10 protein-coding genes are annotated in these 18236 nt (G+C 40.8%); 1 reads left to right on the top strand and 9 read right to left on the bottom strand.

Translation table 11 applies throughout. The annotated features are described in order from the left end of the window. Positions 1-2 precede the first annotated feature (2 nt). Positions 3-3071, top strand: coding sequence for an efflux RND transporter permease subunit (locus AN392_RS04850; RefSeq protein WP_055012010.1), 3069 nt, complete (start codon positions 3-5; stop codon positions 3069-3071). 61 nt (positions 3072-3132) lie between these two features. On the opposite strand, the gene rluF is transcribed toward AN392_RS04850, so the two are convergent. The 9 genes from rluF to malQ form a co-directional block, all read right to left on the bottom strand. After that, the gene (rluF, locus tag AN392_RS04845) at positions 3133-4107 is read right to left on the bottom strand and encodes a 23S rRNA pseudouridine(2604) synthase RluF (RefSeq protein ID WP_055012009.1); all 975 of its coding nucleotides are present in this window, start codon (positions 4105-4107) and stop codon (positions 3133-3135) included. 43 nt (positions 4108-4150) lie between these two features. Then, complete coding sequence (locus AN392_RS04840; protein ID WP_055012008.1) at positions 4151-5236, bottom strand: DUF418 domain-containing protein; 1086 nt, start codon at positions 5234-5236, stop codon at positions 4151-4153. Positions 5237-5262: 26 nt separating this feature from the next. After that, positions 5263-6477 carry an EAL and HDOD domain-containing protein gene (locus AN392_RS04835; protein WP_055012007.1) on the bottom strand — a complete coding sequence of 405 codons (1215 nt, stop codon included), beginning with the start codon at positions 6475-6477 and terminating at the stop codon, positions 5263-5265. A gap of 83 nt (positions 6478-6560) precedes the next feature. Then, complete coding sequence (locus tag AN392_RS04830) at positions 6561-8093, bottom strand: glycogen synthase (RefSeq protein ID WP_055012006.1); 1533 nt, start codon at positions 8091-8093, stop codon at positions 6561-6563. A 47-nt stretch (positions 8094-8140) separates the two neighbouring features. Further along, the gene (glgC, locus tag AN392_RS04825; RefSeq protein ID WP_010388932.1) at positions 8141-9415 is read right to left on the bottom strand and encodes a glucose-1-phosphate adenylyltransferase; all 1275 of its coding nucleotides are present in this window, start codon (positions 9413-9415) and stop codon (positions 8141-8143) included. 20 nt (positions 9416-9435) lie between these two features. Further along, positions 9436-11961, bottom strand: coding sequence for a glycogen/starch/alpha-glucan phosphorylase (locus AN392_RS04820; protein WP_055012005.1), 2526 nt, complete (start codon positions 11959-11961; stop codon positions 9436-9438). Continuing rightward, positions 11954-14017: a glycogen debranching protein GlgX gene (gene glgX, locus AN392_RS04815; RefSeq protein WP_055012004.1), complete on the bottom strand. Its 2064-nt coding sequence runs from the start codon at positions 14015-14017 to the stop codon at positions 11954-11956. Before glgX ends, AN392_RS04820 begins: the two co-directional genes overlap by 8 nt. Then, positions 14010-16232, bottom strand: a complete 2223-nt coding sequence (glgB, locus tag AN392_RS04810; RefSeq protein WP_055012003.1) for a 1,4-alpha-glucan branching protein GlgB — start codon at positions 16230-16232, stop codon at positions 14010-14012. The genes glgX and glgB overlap by 8 nt, the downstream gene beginning before the upstream one ends. Beyond that, positions 16233-18227: a 4-alpha-glucanotransferase gene (malQ, locus tag AN392_RS04805; protein ID WP_055012002.1), complete on the bottom strand. Its 1995-nt coding sequence runs from the start codon at positions 18225-18227 to the stop codon at positions 16233-16235. Between the last annotated feature and the right edge of the window lie 9 nt (positions 18228-18236).

Raw genomic sequence — 18236 nt, 5'->3', positions numbered from 1 at the left:
TTATGGGCTTTGCGCAACTATCTATTGAAAAGAAAGTCATTAGCTGGATGTTTACGTTGTTGCTATTAATAGGCGGCAGCGTGTCTTACTTTGATTTAGGCCAGCTAGAAGACCCTGAGTTTACTTTGAAAAAAGCCATGGTAATCACTTTGTATCCGGGCGCATCTCCACAGCAGGTAGAAGAAGAAGTAACATTTCCAATTGAAAACGCCATCCAACAGCTCCCCTATGTTGATTATGTCACGTCTATTTCATCTAATGGTAAATCACAAATTACCGTAGAAATGAAAAGTAACTATCGTAAACAAGAGCTAAGGCAAATATGGGATGAAATGCGTCGAAAAATTAACGACCTAAGCCCGTCGCTACCAAGTGGTGTTTACCCGAGTAATGTAATTGATGATTTTGCCGATGTTTACGGCGTTATGTTTGCCGTTACTGGCGATGGCTACTCTTATGATGAATTAAAAGACTATGTTGACTATTTAAAGCGTGAACTTGTTTTAGTCAAAGGTGTGAGCAAAGTCACAATTGCTGGGCAACAACAACCACAAGTAATGGTTGAGGTATCGACCCGCAAGCTTGCACAGCTAGGTATTGCACCTAGTCATATTTATGACTTGCTGCAATCACAAAACACGGTGTCTAACGCTGGACGTATTCGTGTCGGTGATGAGTCTATTCGCTTACATCCAACCGGTGAATTTAAAGATGTAACGGAGCTGGAAACCTTATTAATCTCAAAGCCTGGTGCGAGTGAACTAATTTATTTGGGCGATGTTGCACAAGTGTACCGTGAATATGCTGAAGTACCGACCAATGTCATTCATTACAATCAACAACAGGCGCTGCTTATTGGTGTTTCGTTTATGTCTGGGGTTAATGTTGTTGATGTAGGTAAGCACATAGATGAACATTTAGCATCTCTTGAATATCAACGCCCACATGGTATTGATATTAGCTCGGTGTATAACCAACCAAAAGAAGTAGAGCAGTCTGTAGATGGTTTTATTGTTAGCTTAATAGAAGCCATTGCAATAGTTATTGTTGTGCTACTTATTTTTATGGGCTTGAAAAGCGGTGTTCTTATTGGCGGTATTTTATTACTGACGGTATTAGGCACCTTTATATTTATGAAGCTGTTTGCAATTGATCTACAGCGTATTTCATTAGGCGCGCTAATTATTGCGCTAGGTATGCTGGTTGATAATGCCATTGTTGTTACCGAAGGGATTCTCATCAACCTTAAGCGCGGTCAAACAAAGCTTAAAGCCGCAGTTAATATCGTAGATCAAACGAAATGGCCACTACTTGGCGCAACAGTTATTGCTATAACCGCTTTTGCACCAATTGGTTTAAGCTCAGATGCCAGTGGTGAATTTGCCGGCAGCTTATTTTGGGTGCTGTTTATCTCATTGCTATTAAGCTGGATCACCGCAATTACCCTTACCCCATTTTTTGCCCATTTAATGTTTAAAGAAACCGAATTTAAACACGAACATAATCAAGAACATGAAGACCCTTATCAAGGCATCATATTCAATGGTTATAAAGCGATATTAAATTTGGCTATGCGCTTTAGAAAAACAACCTTAGTCCTTATGGTTGCCCTTTTATGCAGCGCTGTAGTGGGATTTGGCTCGGTAAAACAATCGTTTTTTCCAGCCTCAAATACACCGATGTTTTATGTGGATTACTGGCAAGATCAAGGTGCTGATATTCGTGCCACCCTTGAGGGCATAAAACAGCTCGAAGCTTATTTGCAAAAGGATGAACTGGTCACAGAAATCACCAGTACAGTTGGCCAAGGTGCGCCGCGTTTTATGCTAACTTACGCGCCAGAAAAGTCTTATCCTGCTTATGGGCAGTTAATTATTCGTGTCACCAACCGTGATGCGGTCGCTAAAGTAATGCAAAAGGTGCGTGATTACGCACAGCAACATCCGCTGTCAGCAAAGCTAAAAGTAAAACCAATGGAAATTGGCCCGTCAACCGATGCTAAAATAGAGGCGCGGTTTTCAGGCCCCGATCCGGTGATATTAAGACAGCTATCATCTCAAGCAAAAGAAATTATCGCCAAAGACGACGGTGCTTTTAACATTCGCGATGATTGGCGTGCACGTACTAAAATGATTCGCCCCCAATTTAACGAACAAAAAGCACGCCGCTTGGGGATCACCAAGTTTGACCTTGACCAAGTTCTGTTAACGAGCCTGTCGGGTAAACAAGTGGGTGTTTATCGTGATGGTACGCAATTGTTACCTATTATTGCCCGCTCACCTGCCAGCGAGCGCTTAAATGTAGACAGTGTTCACGATTTACAAATTTATAGCCCAGTATTACGCGTGTTTGTGCCGGTAACTCAAGTAGTTGATGAATTTATTGTTGAGTGGGAAGACAGCTTAATTATGCGTCGTGATCGTAAACGTACCATAACGGTAATGGCAGATCATGATGTATTGGGTGATGAAACACCTGCAAAATTATTTGCTCGGGTTCGCACTGAAGTTGAAGCAATTGATTTACCGCGAGGCTATGAAATGCAATGGGGCGGTGAGTTCGAATCATCAAGCAAAGCGAAAAAGGCTATTTTTGGTTCGTTACCGCTGGGTTATTTAGCCATGTTTGCGGTAACAGTATTACTGTTTAACTCAGTGAAAAAGCCCTTAGTTATATGGGCAACCGTGCCATTGGCTATTATTGGTGTAAGCGCAGGCTTGTTAGTAATGAACGCCCCCTTTAGCTTTATGGCGCTACTGGGTTTATTAAGCTTAAGCGGCATGCTGATTAAAAACGGTATTGTATTGGTAGATCAAATAAACTTAGAACTTAGTGAAGGAAAATCACCCTATCAAGCTGTGTTTGACTCAGGCGTAAGCCGTGTGCGTCCTGTAGCCATGGCCGCTATCACTACAATACTTGGCATGATCCCATTATTATTTGACGTATTCTTTCAATCAATGGCGGTCACCATTATGTTTGGCTTAGGTTTTGCCACCATACTAACCCTGATTGTGGTGCCGGTTTTATATACTGTGGTGTTTAGAATTGACTACCCTAAACAGTCTTAATCATTAATAAAAAACGCAGCCTAGGCTGCGTTTTTTATTTGCTTGGTTTATACAAACTTAATTACTTTTTTAAGCTTAACGTGCCACTGCTCTTAGCTTTAGTTCCTGATGCGGAATTGGCTTTATTGGCATTTGATTTACCAACATAGGTGGTTGAACGTTTCTGATAAGGCGTATTACGGCTGCTTTTGTTGGCTTGCTTATGTTGTTCGTTGTTCTTTGTACCTCGAGGCTTGTCACCTTGATACTCACGCTTATGTGCACGTTTAGATTGTTCAGGTAGATTGCCCTGCACACTATCATCATACAGCGAATGTTCTTGTGTTTTACCTGAATCAGCAATCGAGTCGTTAATAACCGCCATTTCTGCATCGCTTAAATGACGCCATTGCCCTACTTTTAACCCTTTAAGGGTTACATTCATAATACGCACACGCTTTAATGTAACCACTTCGTAGCCTAAATATTCACACATACGACGGATTTGACGATTTAAACCTTGAGTTAAAATAATAGTGAATTGCTGGGCACCCGTTTGCGTCACTTTACATTTTTTGGTCACGGTATCTAAAATAGGAATACCGTTTGCCATTTTATTCACAAACTGGCGGTTTAGTGGTTTATCTACGGTAACCACGTATTCTTTTTCGTGGTTATTGCCAGCACGAAGGATTTTATTAACGATATCCCCTTCATTGGTTAAAAAAATCAACCCCTCTGAGGGCCTATCCAAGCGACCAATAGGAAAGATACGGTCAGGGTAATTAACCGCTTTTACAATATTACTTTGAATTTTTCGTTCTGTGGTACAGGTAATACCGACTGGTTTATTGTAAGCAATGTAAACCCGTTTTGGTGGTGCTTTTAATGGCTTACCATCAACCAATACCACATCGCTTTGTGCGACTTTAACACCCATTTCGGGTAATTCGCCATTAACCGTAACACGACCTTGCTCAATATATTTATCGGCTTCACGGCGTGAGCAAAACCCTGTTTCACTAATAAATTTATTTAAACGCTTTAAGTCTGTCATATGGCAAATCTTCTTAAATATAAAGGCGCATAGTTTAAACTACTCAAGCTATTTTTTCGCGCTTAATTTGCGCTAATTTACGCCATAGGTATTCAAGAGGCCCTTGCTTAAAATAACGACAGTAGAGTGCAGTAAACATAAGCTGTACAACCACTAAGCAAATAGCAACAAGCCAATAATCAATGCGGTTAAAACTAAGCGCCCACTGAGGGAAAAGCACTTTAAACAATAATAACTGCATAATGGTTTGGCTTATGTATAAAGTAAACGCTAACCGCCCTACGTGTTGAATGAGCCCCCCTATTTGCGCGCTGTTATTGCATAGTTTAACGATTAAATGAATATAAAGCAGCGCCACACATAAAGCAGCCAGTTCATTAACAGGCTCTTGTAACGCATAACCAATACCTTGTTCATATGACTCTAACACTAATCGTAAGCTAGTCAGCAACACACTTAACACAGCAAGTTTAATTAGCCCCGACCTGCTAAATCCATCACTAAACACATTACATTTGTAGGCAACAATACCAATTAGCATAAAGCCAGCACTTGCCCACAGTAATAAAATAGGCACTGTTAGCAACATATAAATGCTCATTGTTATATTTTGGCTAAAATGCGCACCAATACTTTGGTAATAACTATTATATATCTGGTAAAACTCGGGAGAATCCCTATAGAGTGGTTCTTCATTAAGCCCTAACATAAACATTGCTGTGGCAAGTAAAGCGATAAAAGTAAAAAAGGCCGCTTTGCTTTTAAGCTCTTCGTCCGTGTAATCTAAATAGCGTAATACCAGTAATGCTGACACCCCATATAAAAACAAAATGTCACCCGCCCACAGTAACAACCCATGTATAAAGCCAAACACAATAAGCCAATATAGACGTTTTTTTAATGGCTGAATACATTGCTGACGCTGAAACTGAATATAAAGACCAGCACCAAATAATAACGTAAATAATGTGCGAAACCGCCCTTCAACAAATATAAGGCTTAAGGTGTGTAAAAAATTATCGCTAGCTGGAGGTGTGGTAAGTGGAGTGTAATTGAGTTCAAAAATTGCAAAGGAATAGCAGTTAATAAATACCAGTCCAAGTACTGCTATGCCCCTTATAAAGTCCATATTATAATTGCGCAAACCCTATCCTTTTAAATATTATCTTTGTAGCTATCGGCCCATTTTACAGCTTGTTTGTATAATTTTGGTAAAAAAGCACTGTCTAAATTAATGAGTGATACCGCTTTCTCAAGCGCCCACCAACTTCCGGTTTCATATGCTTTTACCGTTTCAAGAATATAATATAAGTCATTTTTCTCACCGGTTAGTGCTACTTTAATTTCATCTGGGAATGGCAGTTTATCAACCAACAAGTCCATTGGCTTATCTAAAATAGCATCAAGCAAAGAAAACAGCCCAGTTAAAAATGCCTCACCTTGAACTTGTTTGGCGACTTTGCTGGCTATTAATTCACAAAAGCGAGCGCGAATAACACACATTTGCATAAGCTCTATCGGCTTAGTGCGCGCGGTGTGTGCTGTAACAATTAGGCTTACAAACTTTTTTAAACGTGCTTGCCCTAGGTAAACCAGCGCTTGTTTTAATGATGATATTTGGCTTTGCAGGGGAAATACACCACTATTTAATAAACGCAATAGTTTGTATGCTAGTGCTGCATCAAGCTCAAATAACCCGGTGATTACTTTCACATCAGGATCTGGCTTCATTACTTCTGAATAAATGGCAATGACAAGACCATAATTATAATGAATATCTTTTTGCTCTATCATTGCGGGGCGGGCAAAGTAATACCCTTGGAAATAATCAAACCCCATTTGGCGAGCTAATTTATATTCTTCATCGGTTTCTATTTTTTCAGCTAACAGCTTAATATTTTTGTGTTTTTTTAGCTTATTGACCACCAGTGGAATTTCATCCAGTGGCGTGAGCCGAATATCAAATTTAATTAAATTAACTAGCTTTAAAAAACGTTCCCACTGCGGTGAGTAAACAAAGTCATCAAGGGCTAATTTATAGTTACTGTGAAAGAGTTTACGGCATAGCTCGTAGGTATCGTCGGTGGGCTCTATGGTTTCGAGTAATTCAATAACCACATCTTTACAAGGTAAAAAATCACATAAATCAAGCTTTAAGGACTCAGGACCAATATTGATCAGCGCTTTTTTACCCGAAGTAATATGGCGAGTACCTAAGTTAAGCTGGTTTTCCATGATCAGGCGAGCCGTTGCTTGACCATCAGAAACACCAGGAAAGCAATTTTCAGGGCTATCGCGAAACAGTAGTTCATATGCAACTACATTTTGATTACGATTAAGGATTGCTTGCCTTGCCACAAATACCGACACATTACCTACTTTTTATTATTTCCACCAGACTAAGTAATTAAAGCGCAAATAGGAACGGATGTCACTGAACTTTAATAAATTTTTTAATATAAGTAGGTAATATAATCAGTTACAACGTCATCCCAACCAAAGCGGCTGTTCTTAGCGCTATTTTTTATCGCTTGCCATTGCTTAGGGTTAGCGTGATTTACATTCAAGGCCTCAGATAAACTATGCAACAGTGCCTCTGCCTGAGCTAATAAGGTATCACCAGTAAAACTAAAACCAGTCACATTATGCTCAACTGTATCTTTTAAGCCGCCAACACTGTGCACAAGACAAGGCTGACCTGCTCGCATTGCCAGCATTTGACTGATACCACACGGCTCAAAAGAACTAGGCATTAAAAATAAATCCCCTAGTTGATACATTAAATCACCAACACCTTGGCCATAACCTTTTAAAAACAATAAATTGCTATTTCGAGCCATTGCAGTGGTAAATAATTGTTCTAGTTTTTTATCGCCCGAGCCCAATACAATCAAGCGACCATTATATTGGTTTATAACCTTGCATACCTCATCAATAGTTAAACTATTGTTGTGTGGCTGGCACAGCAGCAATACTTTTTGCTCGGTGAGCCGCCCTACACTGGTCATTAAAGGCCCTTGCTGCTCTGATGCCATAAATTGTAAAACACGTTGGTGAGCAATATAGTGGCTGCTGTCTAAGTGTACGTTTTTTGCCATCCAGCTAAAAAGCGTAGCTTCTATCTGCTCTAAAAGCTCGCTAAGCGTTGCCTGCTTCGGGTGTTGAGTTGTGTAATCACAGCCGTTGAGTATCCCAATCAGCTTGCCCTGCTCAGCCGCTTGTTGTAAATCACGCTCAAGTCCTTCACCACCAAAAAAACCGCCTGCATCGTTACTCGCAATCTGCACTTCTTGGCTATAACTGGGTGAAACCACATGTACTTTATCGGCTAAATTAATAGCACTACGCATGGGGTTAAAGCAATGAGGGTAACGGGGATCACAAAGCAATTGGCCATCATAACTTAATGAGGGAAACCACGCTTCTAAGCTAGAGTCATCGTCTTTAAAAGGGCGAATACCTTGTAAGGCTAAGTTATGAACCGTGTACACCAAGCGCAGCTTAGCAAGTTTACGATAGCGAGGCTCAAATTTTAGTAACACCGCCACACAAGCACTGTGCCAGTCGTGTAAATGTAACGTGTTTGGTTGTTTTAAAACCCCTTGTAAAAGCGCTTCACAAATCGCGGCATTAAACAGTGCAAACTTACTCGCATCAGTAGCAAATGGACGATTGTCATCATCGTTGCAATACACACTATGTGATTGGCTGAACAAAGGGTGGCTTATTACTATTTGCCTCACTGCATTTTGCGTTTGTGGAATTTCAAACAGCGATAAAACGTGAGAGGCTGAATTAAACGCAACGTTGACTTCACCAATAAAACGGCGCTCACCCAATTCAAAGCCATAATCAGGAATTACCACATCAATCGTTAGTCCCTGTGCCGCTAACGCTTTAGGTACATCACGTATGACATCGGCAACACCACCGACTTTGGCATTAGGTAACGCATCATTTTCTGCGGCAACCATTAATACATGCATTTATTTACTCTTATAGTTAGCTGCAAGGCTTTCGCCTTGCTATTTAATTATTGATTTAACTTAGTGTCTAACTTTGTCAGCATCTCGCGGGTTACCAAAACAATTCCCTTTTTAGATACTCTAAAACCATTGGCTTCGTCGGTTTTACGATCATAACCAATTTCTAATCCTGGGGGGATCTCACAGCTTCTATCAATAATGGCACGTTTTATTTTACACCCACGGTTAACTATAACACCGGGTAAAATAACCGACTCTTCAATAGTACAATATGAGCGAATATGTACATTAGAAAACAGTAATGACTTTCTCACTAATGAGCCTGAAATAATACACCCACCCGATACGGTTGAATCAACAGCCATACCCCGACGATCGTCATCATCAAAAATAAACTTAGCTGGAGGAAGCTGCTCTTGATATGTCCAAATTGGCCAAGTAGGGTCGTACAGATCCAATTGAGGCTCAGGCATAACCAACTCCATGTTCGCTTCCCAAAATGAATCTAAGGTCCCTACATCGCGCCAATAAGGTTGCCCTACTTGTGCGGGATCTCTAAATGGGTAAGCAAACACATTATGCTCTTCGATAATGGCGGGGATAATGTCATGACCAAAATCACGTCCTGAGCCTTCGGTTTGTGAATCTTTTTGTAATTGCTCAAATAAAAACTCAGTATTGAAGACGTAATTACCCATTGACGCTAAACACGTACCTGGTTTGCCAGGCACAGAGCTTGGTTCAGCTGGTTTTTCGTCGAATCGTCGCACTCGATTTTCTTGATCAACGGTCATTACCCCAAAGGTGTTCGCTGCTTCTTCAACCGCGACTTCTAAACAGCATACGGTCATATCGGCACCATTTTCGACATGCTTTGCTAACAAACCGCCGTAATCCATACGATATACATGATCGCCTGACAAAATCATTACATATTTAGGTAGTTCATGGCGAATAATATCCATATTTTGAAATACCGCATCGGCAGTACCGCAATACCATTCATCACCATTGCGCTGTGATGCAGGTAAAATCTCAACAGACTCGCCTAACTCCTTTTTAAAGTGCCCCCATGCACGATTTACATGGCGTATTAGCGAATGAGATTTATATTGCGTTGCAATCCCTACTCGTCTTACACCAGAGTTAATACAATTTGATAGTGGAAAATCAATAATACGGTGCTTGCCGCCAAAATAAACGGCTGGTTTTGCACGCCAGTCTGTTAGCTCATGAAGACGAGAACCTCGTCCGCCGGCTAGAATGAGTGCATAGGTGTCTCTGGTTAAATTACTTATATAGCGATTTGCATAACTGGGCATATTACTCTCTCCATTTAGTGTCAGCTATTAGTGTCAGTGTTTGTTTTTACTTTTTGCTGTGAAGTATCTAGTGGGGTTAAGTGCCATATGTCATCACAATATTGGCCTATTGTTCTGTCACTAGAAAATAAGCCACTGGCCGCGGTATTTAAAATACTCATTTGAGTCCAGTGGGTTTGATCAGCGTACGCTTTATCCACTTCACGCTGCGCTGCAATGTAACTGGCAAAGTCATGTGCGGTTAGCCATGCATCGTCTTTGCTTTTAATGCCGCTAATGACATCATCAAATAAGCCGGGTTCAAATAGATTAAAATGACCACTTTCAAGGAGATGCATCACGCTGTTTAGATCTGAGTTATTCGCAATAATTTCACTGGGATTATAATGCGCTCTAATTTCGTCAATGTGCTCGGCTTGTGCGCCAAATAAGAAGAAGTTTTCAGCTCCTACTGCATCGCGGATTTCAATATTCGCGCCATCTAACGTGCCTATTGTGAGCGCACCATTCATCATAAACTTCATGTTGCCGGTACCGGATGCTTCTTTACCTGCTGTAGAAACTTGCTCCGACAAATCTGTTGCAGGACATATAGTTTCCATGGCGGTCACATTGTAATTTGGTAAAAAGGCAACTCTTAAAAACATCGATACTTCAGGGTCTTTGTTGATCACCTCAGCAACATTATTAATCAGTTTAATAATTTTCTTCGCCATCATATAACCAGGTGCGGCTTTACCTCCGAGTAATACACAACGAGGTACCATGCCTTGTGTATCGCCACGACGAATGCGGTCGTATAAATGAATAACATGTAGCACATTGAGTAACTGGCGCTTATATTCATGAATACGCTTTACCTGCACATCAAATAGCATATTTACGTCAAACTCAACGCCATACTTTTGCTTTACTAAATCGACTAAACGCTGCTTGTTTTGCCGTTTTGCCTGCTGCCATGTTACGTGCAATTGAGGATCATCATAAAAACGACATAATTGGCTAATTTTTGCAAAGTCGCCTACCCAGTCTTTTCCTATTTTCTCGCTAATAATATGGCTCAGACCCGGATTACAATAAGCAAGCCAACGCCTTGGTGTCACCCCATTGGTTTTGTTATTAAACTTTTCAGGCCATAATGAGTAAAAATCTTTAAACAAACCCGCAGTTAATAACTGGGTATGCAGTGCGGCTACGCCATTGACTGAATAACTACCAACAATGGCTAAAAAAGCCATGCGAATTTGCGGCTCTTCGCCCTCTTCAATTAATGATAAGTCTCGTTGCTTTTGCACATCACCCGGCCAATGCCTTGCAACCTCTGCTAAGAAACGGGCATTAATTTCATAAATAATTTCTAAAATACGTGGTAATAATTTAGCAAATAACCCCACTGACCACTTCTCTAATGCCTCCGGCAATAAAGTGTGATTTGTATAAGCCATGGTTTTGGTTGTGATGTTCCATGCCTGATCCCAGTCGAGTTCATGGTCGTCAACTAAAATTCGCATCAGCTCTGCCACGGCAATACTAGGATGAGTGTCGTTAAGCTGAAAAACATGATGCTGAGCAAAATCAGTAAAATTATCTCCGTATTGCTCAATCCACTGGCTCAGTACATCTTGAATGCTTGCCGATGATAAAAAGTATTGCTGGCGTAAACGCAGTTCTTTACCATTTTCACTGCTGTCGTTAGGGTACAACACCATGGTTATTTGCTCTGCGAGGTTTTTTTGTGCCACCGCTTCTGAATAACTACCGGCATTAAATTCGGCTAAATTAAATTCATCTGTAGCTTCAGACTTCCAAAGCCTAAGGGTATTAACAATATTATTTTTATAGCCCGGAATGGGAACATCATAAGGAACCGCAAGCACATCTTGGGAGCTCATCCACTGGCGATGTTCACGACCAAATTTATCGGTATAACTTTGTACATAACCCGAGAACTTAACTCGTTTAGCTTGCTCTGGTGCGCTCAATTCCCAAGGGTGACCTTCGCGTAGCCAGTTATCTGGCTGCTCAATTTGGTTGCCTTCTTTTATTGATTGATTAAACATGCCGTATTCATAGCGAATTCCATAACCCACTACTGGCAGCGCTAAACTCGCGCAACTATCTAAAAAGCATGCCGCTAAGCGCCCCAAGCCACCATTACCTAAGCCAGCATCATGCTCTGCTTGTTCTACATTTTCCAGCTCAGTACAGTAAGCTTGCAGTGCAGTACTTACCTGAGATTCTAAATCAAGGTTGAGTACCGCATTACCCAGTGCTCTACCCATTAAAAACTCTAGCGATAAATACGCTGTTTTGCGGCGTTTTTGTTGTTTAATTTGCTGATTAGTTTCTCTGCAACGCGCAACGAGTCTATCTCTTATTGTCAGCGCCAATGCATGATATAAATACAACTGCGACTCTCCCACCACATCACGCCCTAAGGTGTAATAAAAGTGGCGAGTTAAATCATCACTTAAGGTACTTTCATCAATAACCGGGCCTTCTTGCCAGCCTTTTACCACACACACTTGCTCGTCTTGCTTAGTCATAATCTTCGCCTTCTAAATTGGCACTAAAAACCCAACTACTTTGTGCTGAAATATTCACGGTTGCATCTTCTTCAACAACAGTTGATGCGTTATTTACGCTTGATAACACTAACGCCCATGTCGCAGTAATGGGCGATTGTGGTAATTGGCAGACCACGGGCTGTTTACTGGCGTTTAAAATAATTAATAAGGCGTGCTTATTTTGCTTATCAAGTAAGCTATACATTAAAAATTGTCGCGTATCTTCATGCCAATGTGTTTCATCCATTTTTTTACCTTGCTCGGTGAACCACTTAACGGTGAAACGTTCATCAATATCATCTAAAAACACACTGTGTTTAAACGCACTGTGACCGTGCCTAATTTTTAATGCATCATCTATAAACTGAATTAAGCAATGGTTTAGTTGTGAGTCTTTCCATGCCAGCCAGCTTGTGCGGTTATTCTGGCAATAAGCGTTATTATTACCACCTTGAGAATGGGCCATTTCACTGCCAGCGGCTATCATTGGCACCCCTTTAGAGAGTAGCAAGGTAAGTAAAAAGTTTTTTTGTTGTTGGAGCCGTAAGTTTATTATTTCAGGATCGCTACTAAATCCCTCAACTCCGCAATTAAACGAATAATTAGCGCTGTGGCCATCTTGATTGTTTTCACCATTTGCTTGGTTATGTTTGTGCTCATAACTGACTAAGTCGGCAAGGGTAAAACCATCATGACTGGTAATAAAATTAATACTATTAAGCGGGCCGCGGTTACTGTGTTCAAAAATATCAAACGAGCCATGTAAACGCTTGGCAACATCACTAATAATGCCTTTTTCACTTTGCCAAAAGCGTTTAATCACATCACGGTATTGATCATTCCACTCACGCCAAGGAGCAGGAAAAGCACCTAACTGATACCCACCAGGCCCTATATCCCACGGCTCACTGATCAGTTTTACTTTATTTAATATAGGATCTTGTGCAACGGCCTGTAAAAACGTATGAGAGGCACTAAAACCCGTGCTTGAACGCCCTAAAATGGTTGCTAAGTCAAATCGAAAGCCATCCACTCCCATAACTTCTACCCAATACCGCAAGCTATCAAGAACCAATTGCAAGGTTTTTGGATGATCAATATTTAAGGTGTTACCACAGCCAGTATCGTTTATGTATACATTGGGCTGCCCATTAATAGTGCGATAATAAGTGAGGTTATCGAAGCCACGTAAAGACAATATAGGTCCATCACTGCCGCCCTCAGCAGTATGGTTGTATACAACATCTAAAATAACTTCAATATTGGCGCGATGTAGTTCGCTGACCATCTGTTTAAATTCGTTTATATCGTCATTAACCAAATAGTCTTTGTGGGGAGTAAAAAAATTGATGCTATTGTAGCCCCAGTAATTTTGCAGGCCTTTAGTAATTAAAAACTGTTCACTTATAAACGCATGCACAGGCAAAAGCTCAATAGCGGTCACCCCTAAACTTTTTAAATGCTCAATAAAGCACGGGTGGCTTAGGCCTAAAAACGTGCCTTGCTGTACTTTTGGAATACCTGGATGACGACAGGTAGCACCTTTTACATGACACTCATAAATTACCGTATTAGCCCAGCTATGCTGTGGCTTTTTATTGGTATAAGCAACCGATGTAGTCACTTTAGATTTAGGCATATCTATCGCATTATTAACCTCGCTTTTAGTGCCTATCGGCATTTGTCCGTAATGGCGCTCGCTCCAAGTAAACTCGTTAAACAAGTCTTTTGCATAAGGGTCAATCAGCAACTTATGTTCATTAAATAACATGCCCTTTTCATGGTTATACTCACCATCAACCCTAAAGCCATATAATGCGCCAGCGCTAAGTGGCGCAACGTGAATACTCCACACCCCGCCTTCATTAATATTCATAGCTATTTTTAATATTTCTGTATGGCCACTTTTATCAAATAAACAAACAAAAGCTTGGCTTGCATTAGGGGCGTATAAGGCAAAGTTGACGCCGTTGTTTTGTACAGTCGATCCCAATGGAAGAGATGCACCATGGGTAACCTCAAAGCAATTACTCATCATTCACCTTTTGTAAGTAAACAGTGGTTAAGCCACCCATCTGTAATGTAATACTGTGATCAAAGCCATGGCTTGGTTGATTAATTGAATGAATAAGTTGGCTTGGCTCATCAGTGATATTAATGCCTGAGCCAAAAAAACATGACTCATCAGTATTTAATATCACCTTATAACTGCCTTTAGCAGGCACGCCTAAAGTAAAATGTTGATAAGCAGTTGGGGTAAAATTAGCGACAATAACCATAAAATCGTCAGCGCTTTTAGCATAACGAATAAAGCTAAATATACTTTGCTGACTGTTATCATTATCTATCCATGAAAAGCCTGTAGCACAGCTATCAAGCTCATAAAGTGCTGGGTGGGCTTGGTACACATGATTAAGGCGTTTAACCGTATCTTGAATACCTTGATGACTTTGATGCTCAAGCAAGTGCCAGTCTATTGAATGGTCATGATCCCACTCTTTTCGCTGTGCTATTTCGGCGCCCATAAACAGAAGTTTTTTTCCTGGATGCGCCCACATAAACGCATAATAAGCCCGTAAATTAGCAAACTGTTGCCAATCGTCACCGGGCATTTTGTTTAGAAGTGAACCTTTACCGTGGACTACTTCATCATGACTCAGTGGTAAAATGTAATTTTCACTAAAAGCATACACCATAGAAAATGTCATTTTATGATGATGGTATTTCCTAAATAGTGAGTCTTGCTGTATGTAATGCAGGCTGTCGTTCATCCAGCCCATATTCCATTTGTAACCAAAGCCCAAACCATTATGCTCAACGCTTTGCGTTACTCCGGGCCACGCCGTTGACTCCTCAGCCACCATCATAATACCGGGGTTATTTTTATAACTGCGTATGTTTACTTGTTTAAGGCACTCAATTGCCCCTAAGTTTTCTCTGCCACCGTAGCAATTAGCTACCCATTGCCCTTCTTTTCGGCTGTAATCAAGATACAACATAGATGCCACTGCATCTACTCGCAGTCCATCTATGCCAAATTGACTGAGCCAATACATCGCATTCGATATTAAAAAGCTTTTAACTTCAGGGCGATCGTAATTATAAATATAGGTATTCCAATCAGGGTGAAACCCTTGACGCATATCAGCATGTTCATATAAATGAGTGCCATCAAAACAATGTAACCCATGAGGGTCGCTTGGAAAGTGCCCCGGCACCCAATCCAGTAAAATACCGATATTGGCTTTATGGCATTGCTCAACTAAGTATTTAAAGCTGTTGTAATCACCAAAGCGGCTTGTAGGCGCAAACAAGCCTACCGGCTGATACCCCCATGAGCCATCAAACGGGTATTCACTAATAGGCATAAGTTGTAAATGCGTAAACCCCATTTTAACCACGTAACTTACAAGCTTATCTGCCAGCTCGCTGTAGCTTAAATAACGATTATGCTCAGCGCGTTGCCAAGAACCTAAGTGCACTTCATAAATACTAATAGCGGCATCAATATGATTACGCTTTTGCCTATTTTTGATCGCTTGTTCACTAAGCGTAATAGAGGTGGGTTTGTATTGTAAAATGCTTGCTGTACCTGGCGCTTGCTGCATTTTAAAAGCAAAGGGATCGGCTTTATCTAAAACTTCACCACTGAGTGTGGTGATAGCAAATTTGTAGCACATATCGGCGCACAGCCCCGGGATAAATAACTCCCATACTCCACTAGCCGGATGAAATCGCATAAAGTGACGATTGGACTGCCAAAAGTTAAATTCACCAATCACTGAAACGCTGGCAGCATTTGGCGCCCACACACAAAAACGAACACCGTCAACGCCCTGTTGAGTAATAAATTGCGCGCCTAAGTGCGCATAAGCATGCTCAAGACTCCCTTCATTGAACAAGTACATTGCTTGCTCATCAAGGGTACTACTAAAACTGTATTCATCGTAAATGGTAATATTATTGCTTTTATAGCTAACATGACATTGATACATACTGCTCGGCATGCTTGATAGCTCAGCTATAAATAAATCACTTTGTTTATAGCGCAATGCAGTAATTGTTTGATCACCAATTAACAATTCAACCTGCAGTGCTGCTGGCAAATACACTCGAATTTCTATGCCGCTTTGTGTACTGTGCGCTCCTAAAAAACTAAACGGGTCTTTAAAGCGTCCTGCTGCGAGCGCAGTAACTTGTGCGTCATAATCAGCCAAAGGCGCTGATTTCATATTTTTTATACTGCCCATTTACCCATTCCTCATTGAATGTATTGCAGTCAAAAGTGATGCATTATCAGTAAAAATATCCTCGCACGTATGTGTTAACACCCGTCTCCAATTGGGATATTCTTTATCTGTACCCGGAATGTTAACTGGGTAGCATTGTTTGTCTAAGTCATCAATTTGTAGGGCAAATAATCGCGATGGCGACTTTGCTAAACACAAAGCCAGCGCGCTATAAATCGCAAAAGCATCGGTGTTTAATGACATGTCAGAATGTGTGTCTTGTGCATTAATAAAATCAACTAACCGTTGTTGCTCTTGTTGACGTTGCAGCACTAGCTGCTGGTGTTTAGCGGCATCAATCAGCTGATACTGTTGTTTGAGGGTTAAATCACTATGCTGCCACCAGCCAACAAATGGCGGTACGTCATGATTGGCAATCATCAGCAGGCATTGTTCGCTAAGCTCATCACGATTAACAAATTCATCATTTTGTTGTTTTTCGAAATAAAATAAACTGTTTGAAAAAATTCCACTGCTCACCAGCGCTTCTTTTACTTCAGGTGGCACAACACCTAAATCTTCGCCTATCACGACAGCCTTATTTAGGTGAGATTCTATTTTCAAAATAGCTAACAAGTGCTCGAATGGATAGTAAACATAGCAACCATCTTGGCTGTTATTATTGTTAAAGCACCACCATAAACGTCTAATTGCCATAACATGATCAATGCGTAATCCACCCACAGCATTCATATTGGCGCGTATAAGTGAGCGGTAAAAATAATAGTTATTGTCAGCAAGGCGCTGAGGATTTATTGCTGGCAAACCCCAATTTTGGCCACTTTCAGCCCAAGGATCCGGTGGAGCTCCTACAGTCGCATCTTGGCTAAACAGTTTCTGCTGATGTTTATATTCGCTGCCCTCTTTGGCACAGCCAACTGCTAAGTCGTTAATCAAACCAATCGCCATTCCTTGGTCGATACAATGTTGTTGGCACAGTATGAGTTGGCTATGTGCTTGCCATTGCAGGTAATGGTCGAATGTCGGTTCTGTGGTTTCTAGCATAGCAAGTACATCACGGTGCTGTTTACAAAATGCAGTAAACTCGTTATGCCGTGCTTGACTACCCTGTTGTTGAAAATGCACAAAAAGCAGTTTAAAGGCATTATATTTCTGCTCAGTAACCGTTTTATAATTAATAAAGGCTATATCTTGCTCGCTGTGCGACGTTAAACAACAAGAGGATAAGTAATCATCTAAAGCGGGGTTGTTAATACTATCTGGCGATAAGTTAATTGCTATATACAATGGATTGAGTAACGCGCGGTTACTGGGGTTATAGGGACTAGCGCACTCTGGGTTATCTGCAAATAATAAGTGCAGTGGATTAAGTAAAATATAATCCATTTTTTGTTTTGCACACAGCGTGGTTAATTCAAGTAAATCATTAAAATCGCCAATCCCCATTCCAGCTTGGTTTTTTAATGTATATAACTGAATTGATAAGCCAAAGCGTTTACTATCGGCAATTTGATAAACTTGTTTAGGGATAGACCAAATTTGTGTAGTTGCCGATTGCGCTCCCATACTCAGCAAAGCATCATAATAACCCGTAGGTAAATGGGTAAGTGGCAACGCTATTTCAATATAACGGCGGTCATTTAAAAAATACTCGCCTAATGGCGCATAGTCAGCAATTTGTTCAAATTGTAGCTTAATATTTAATGCAGGTATGTTAAGCGTAATTTTATGGTGCGCGTCGGTTTCTTTAATACGTACTTTAAGCACATTGCTAGGCTGCTTTACTAAGCTAACAGCCGGTGCAAGCGTTAACCAAGTGGCCGCATCTAATTGGTAATTTAACTTATCTATTTGCGCTGCATCACTGGTGTCAACGCCACAACACTGCAAGGCTAACTTGCGCGTTTGTTCGCTAAAAACAACGTGTTCACCAGTGTACTTAGTGTATTCATAGCCTATTCCATGCAAATAAAATAATTGCGATAGTGCGTCCATTCACCAACC

This window comes from Pseudoalteromonas sp. P1-16-1b (assembly GCF_001401785.1).
In the GTDB taxonomy this organism is placed as follows: Bacteria; Pseudomonadota; Gammaproteobacteria; order Enterobacterales; family Alteromonadaceae; genus Pseudoalteromonas; species Pseudoalteromonas undina.
This window is presented reverse-complemented; position numbering and strand designations above follow the sequence as displayed.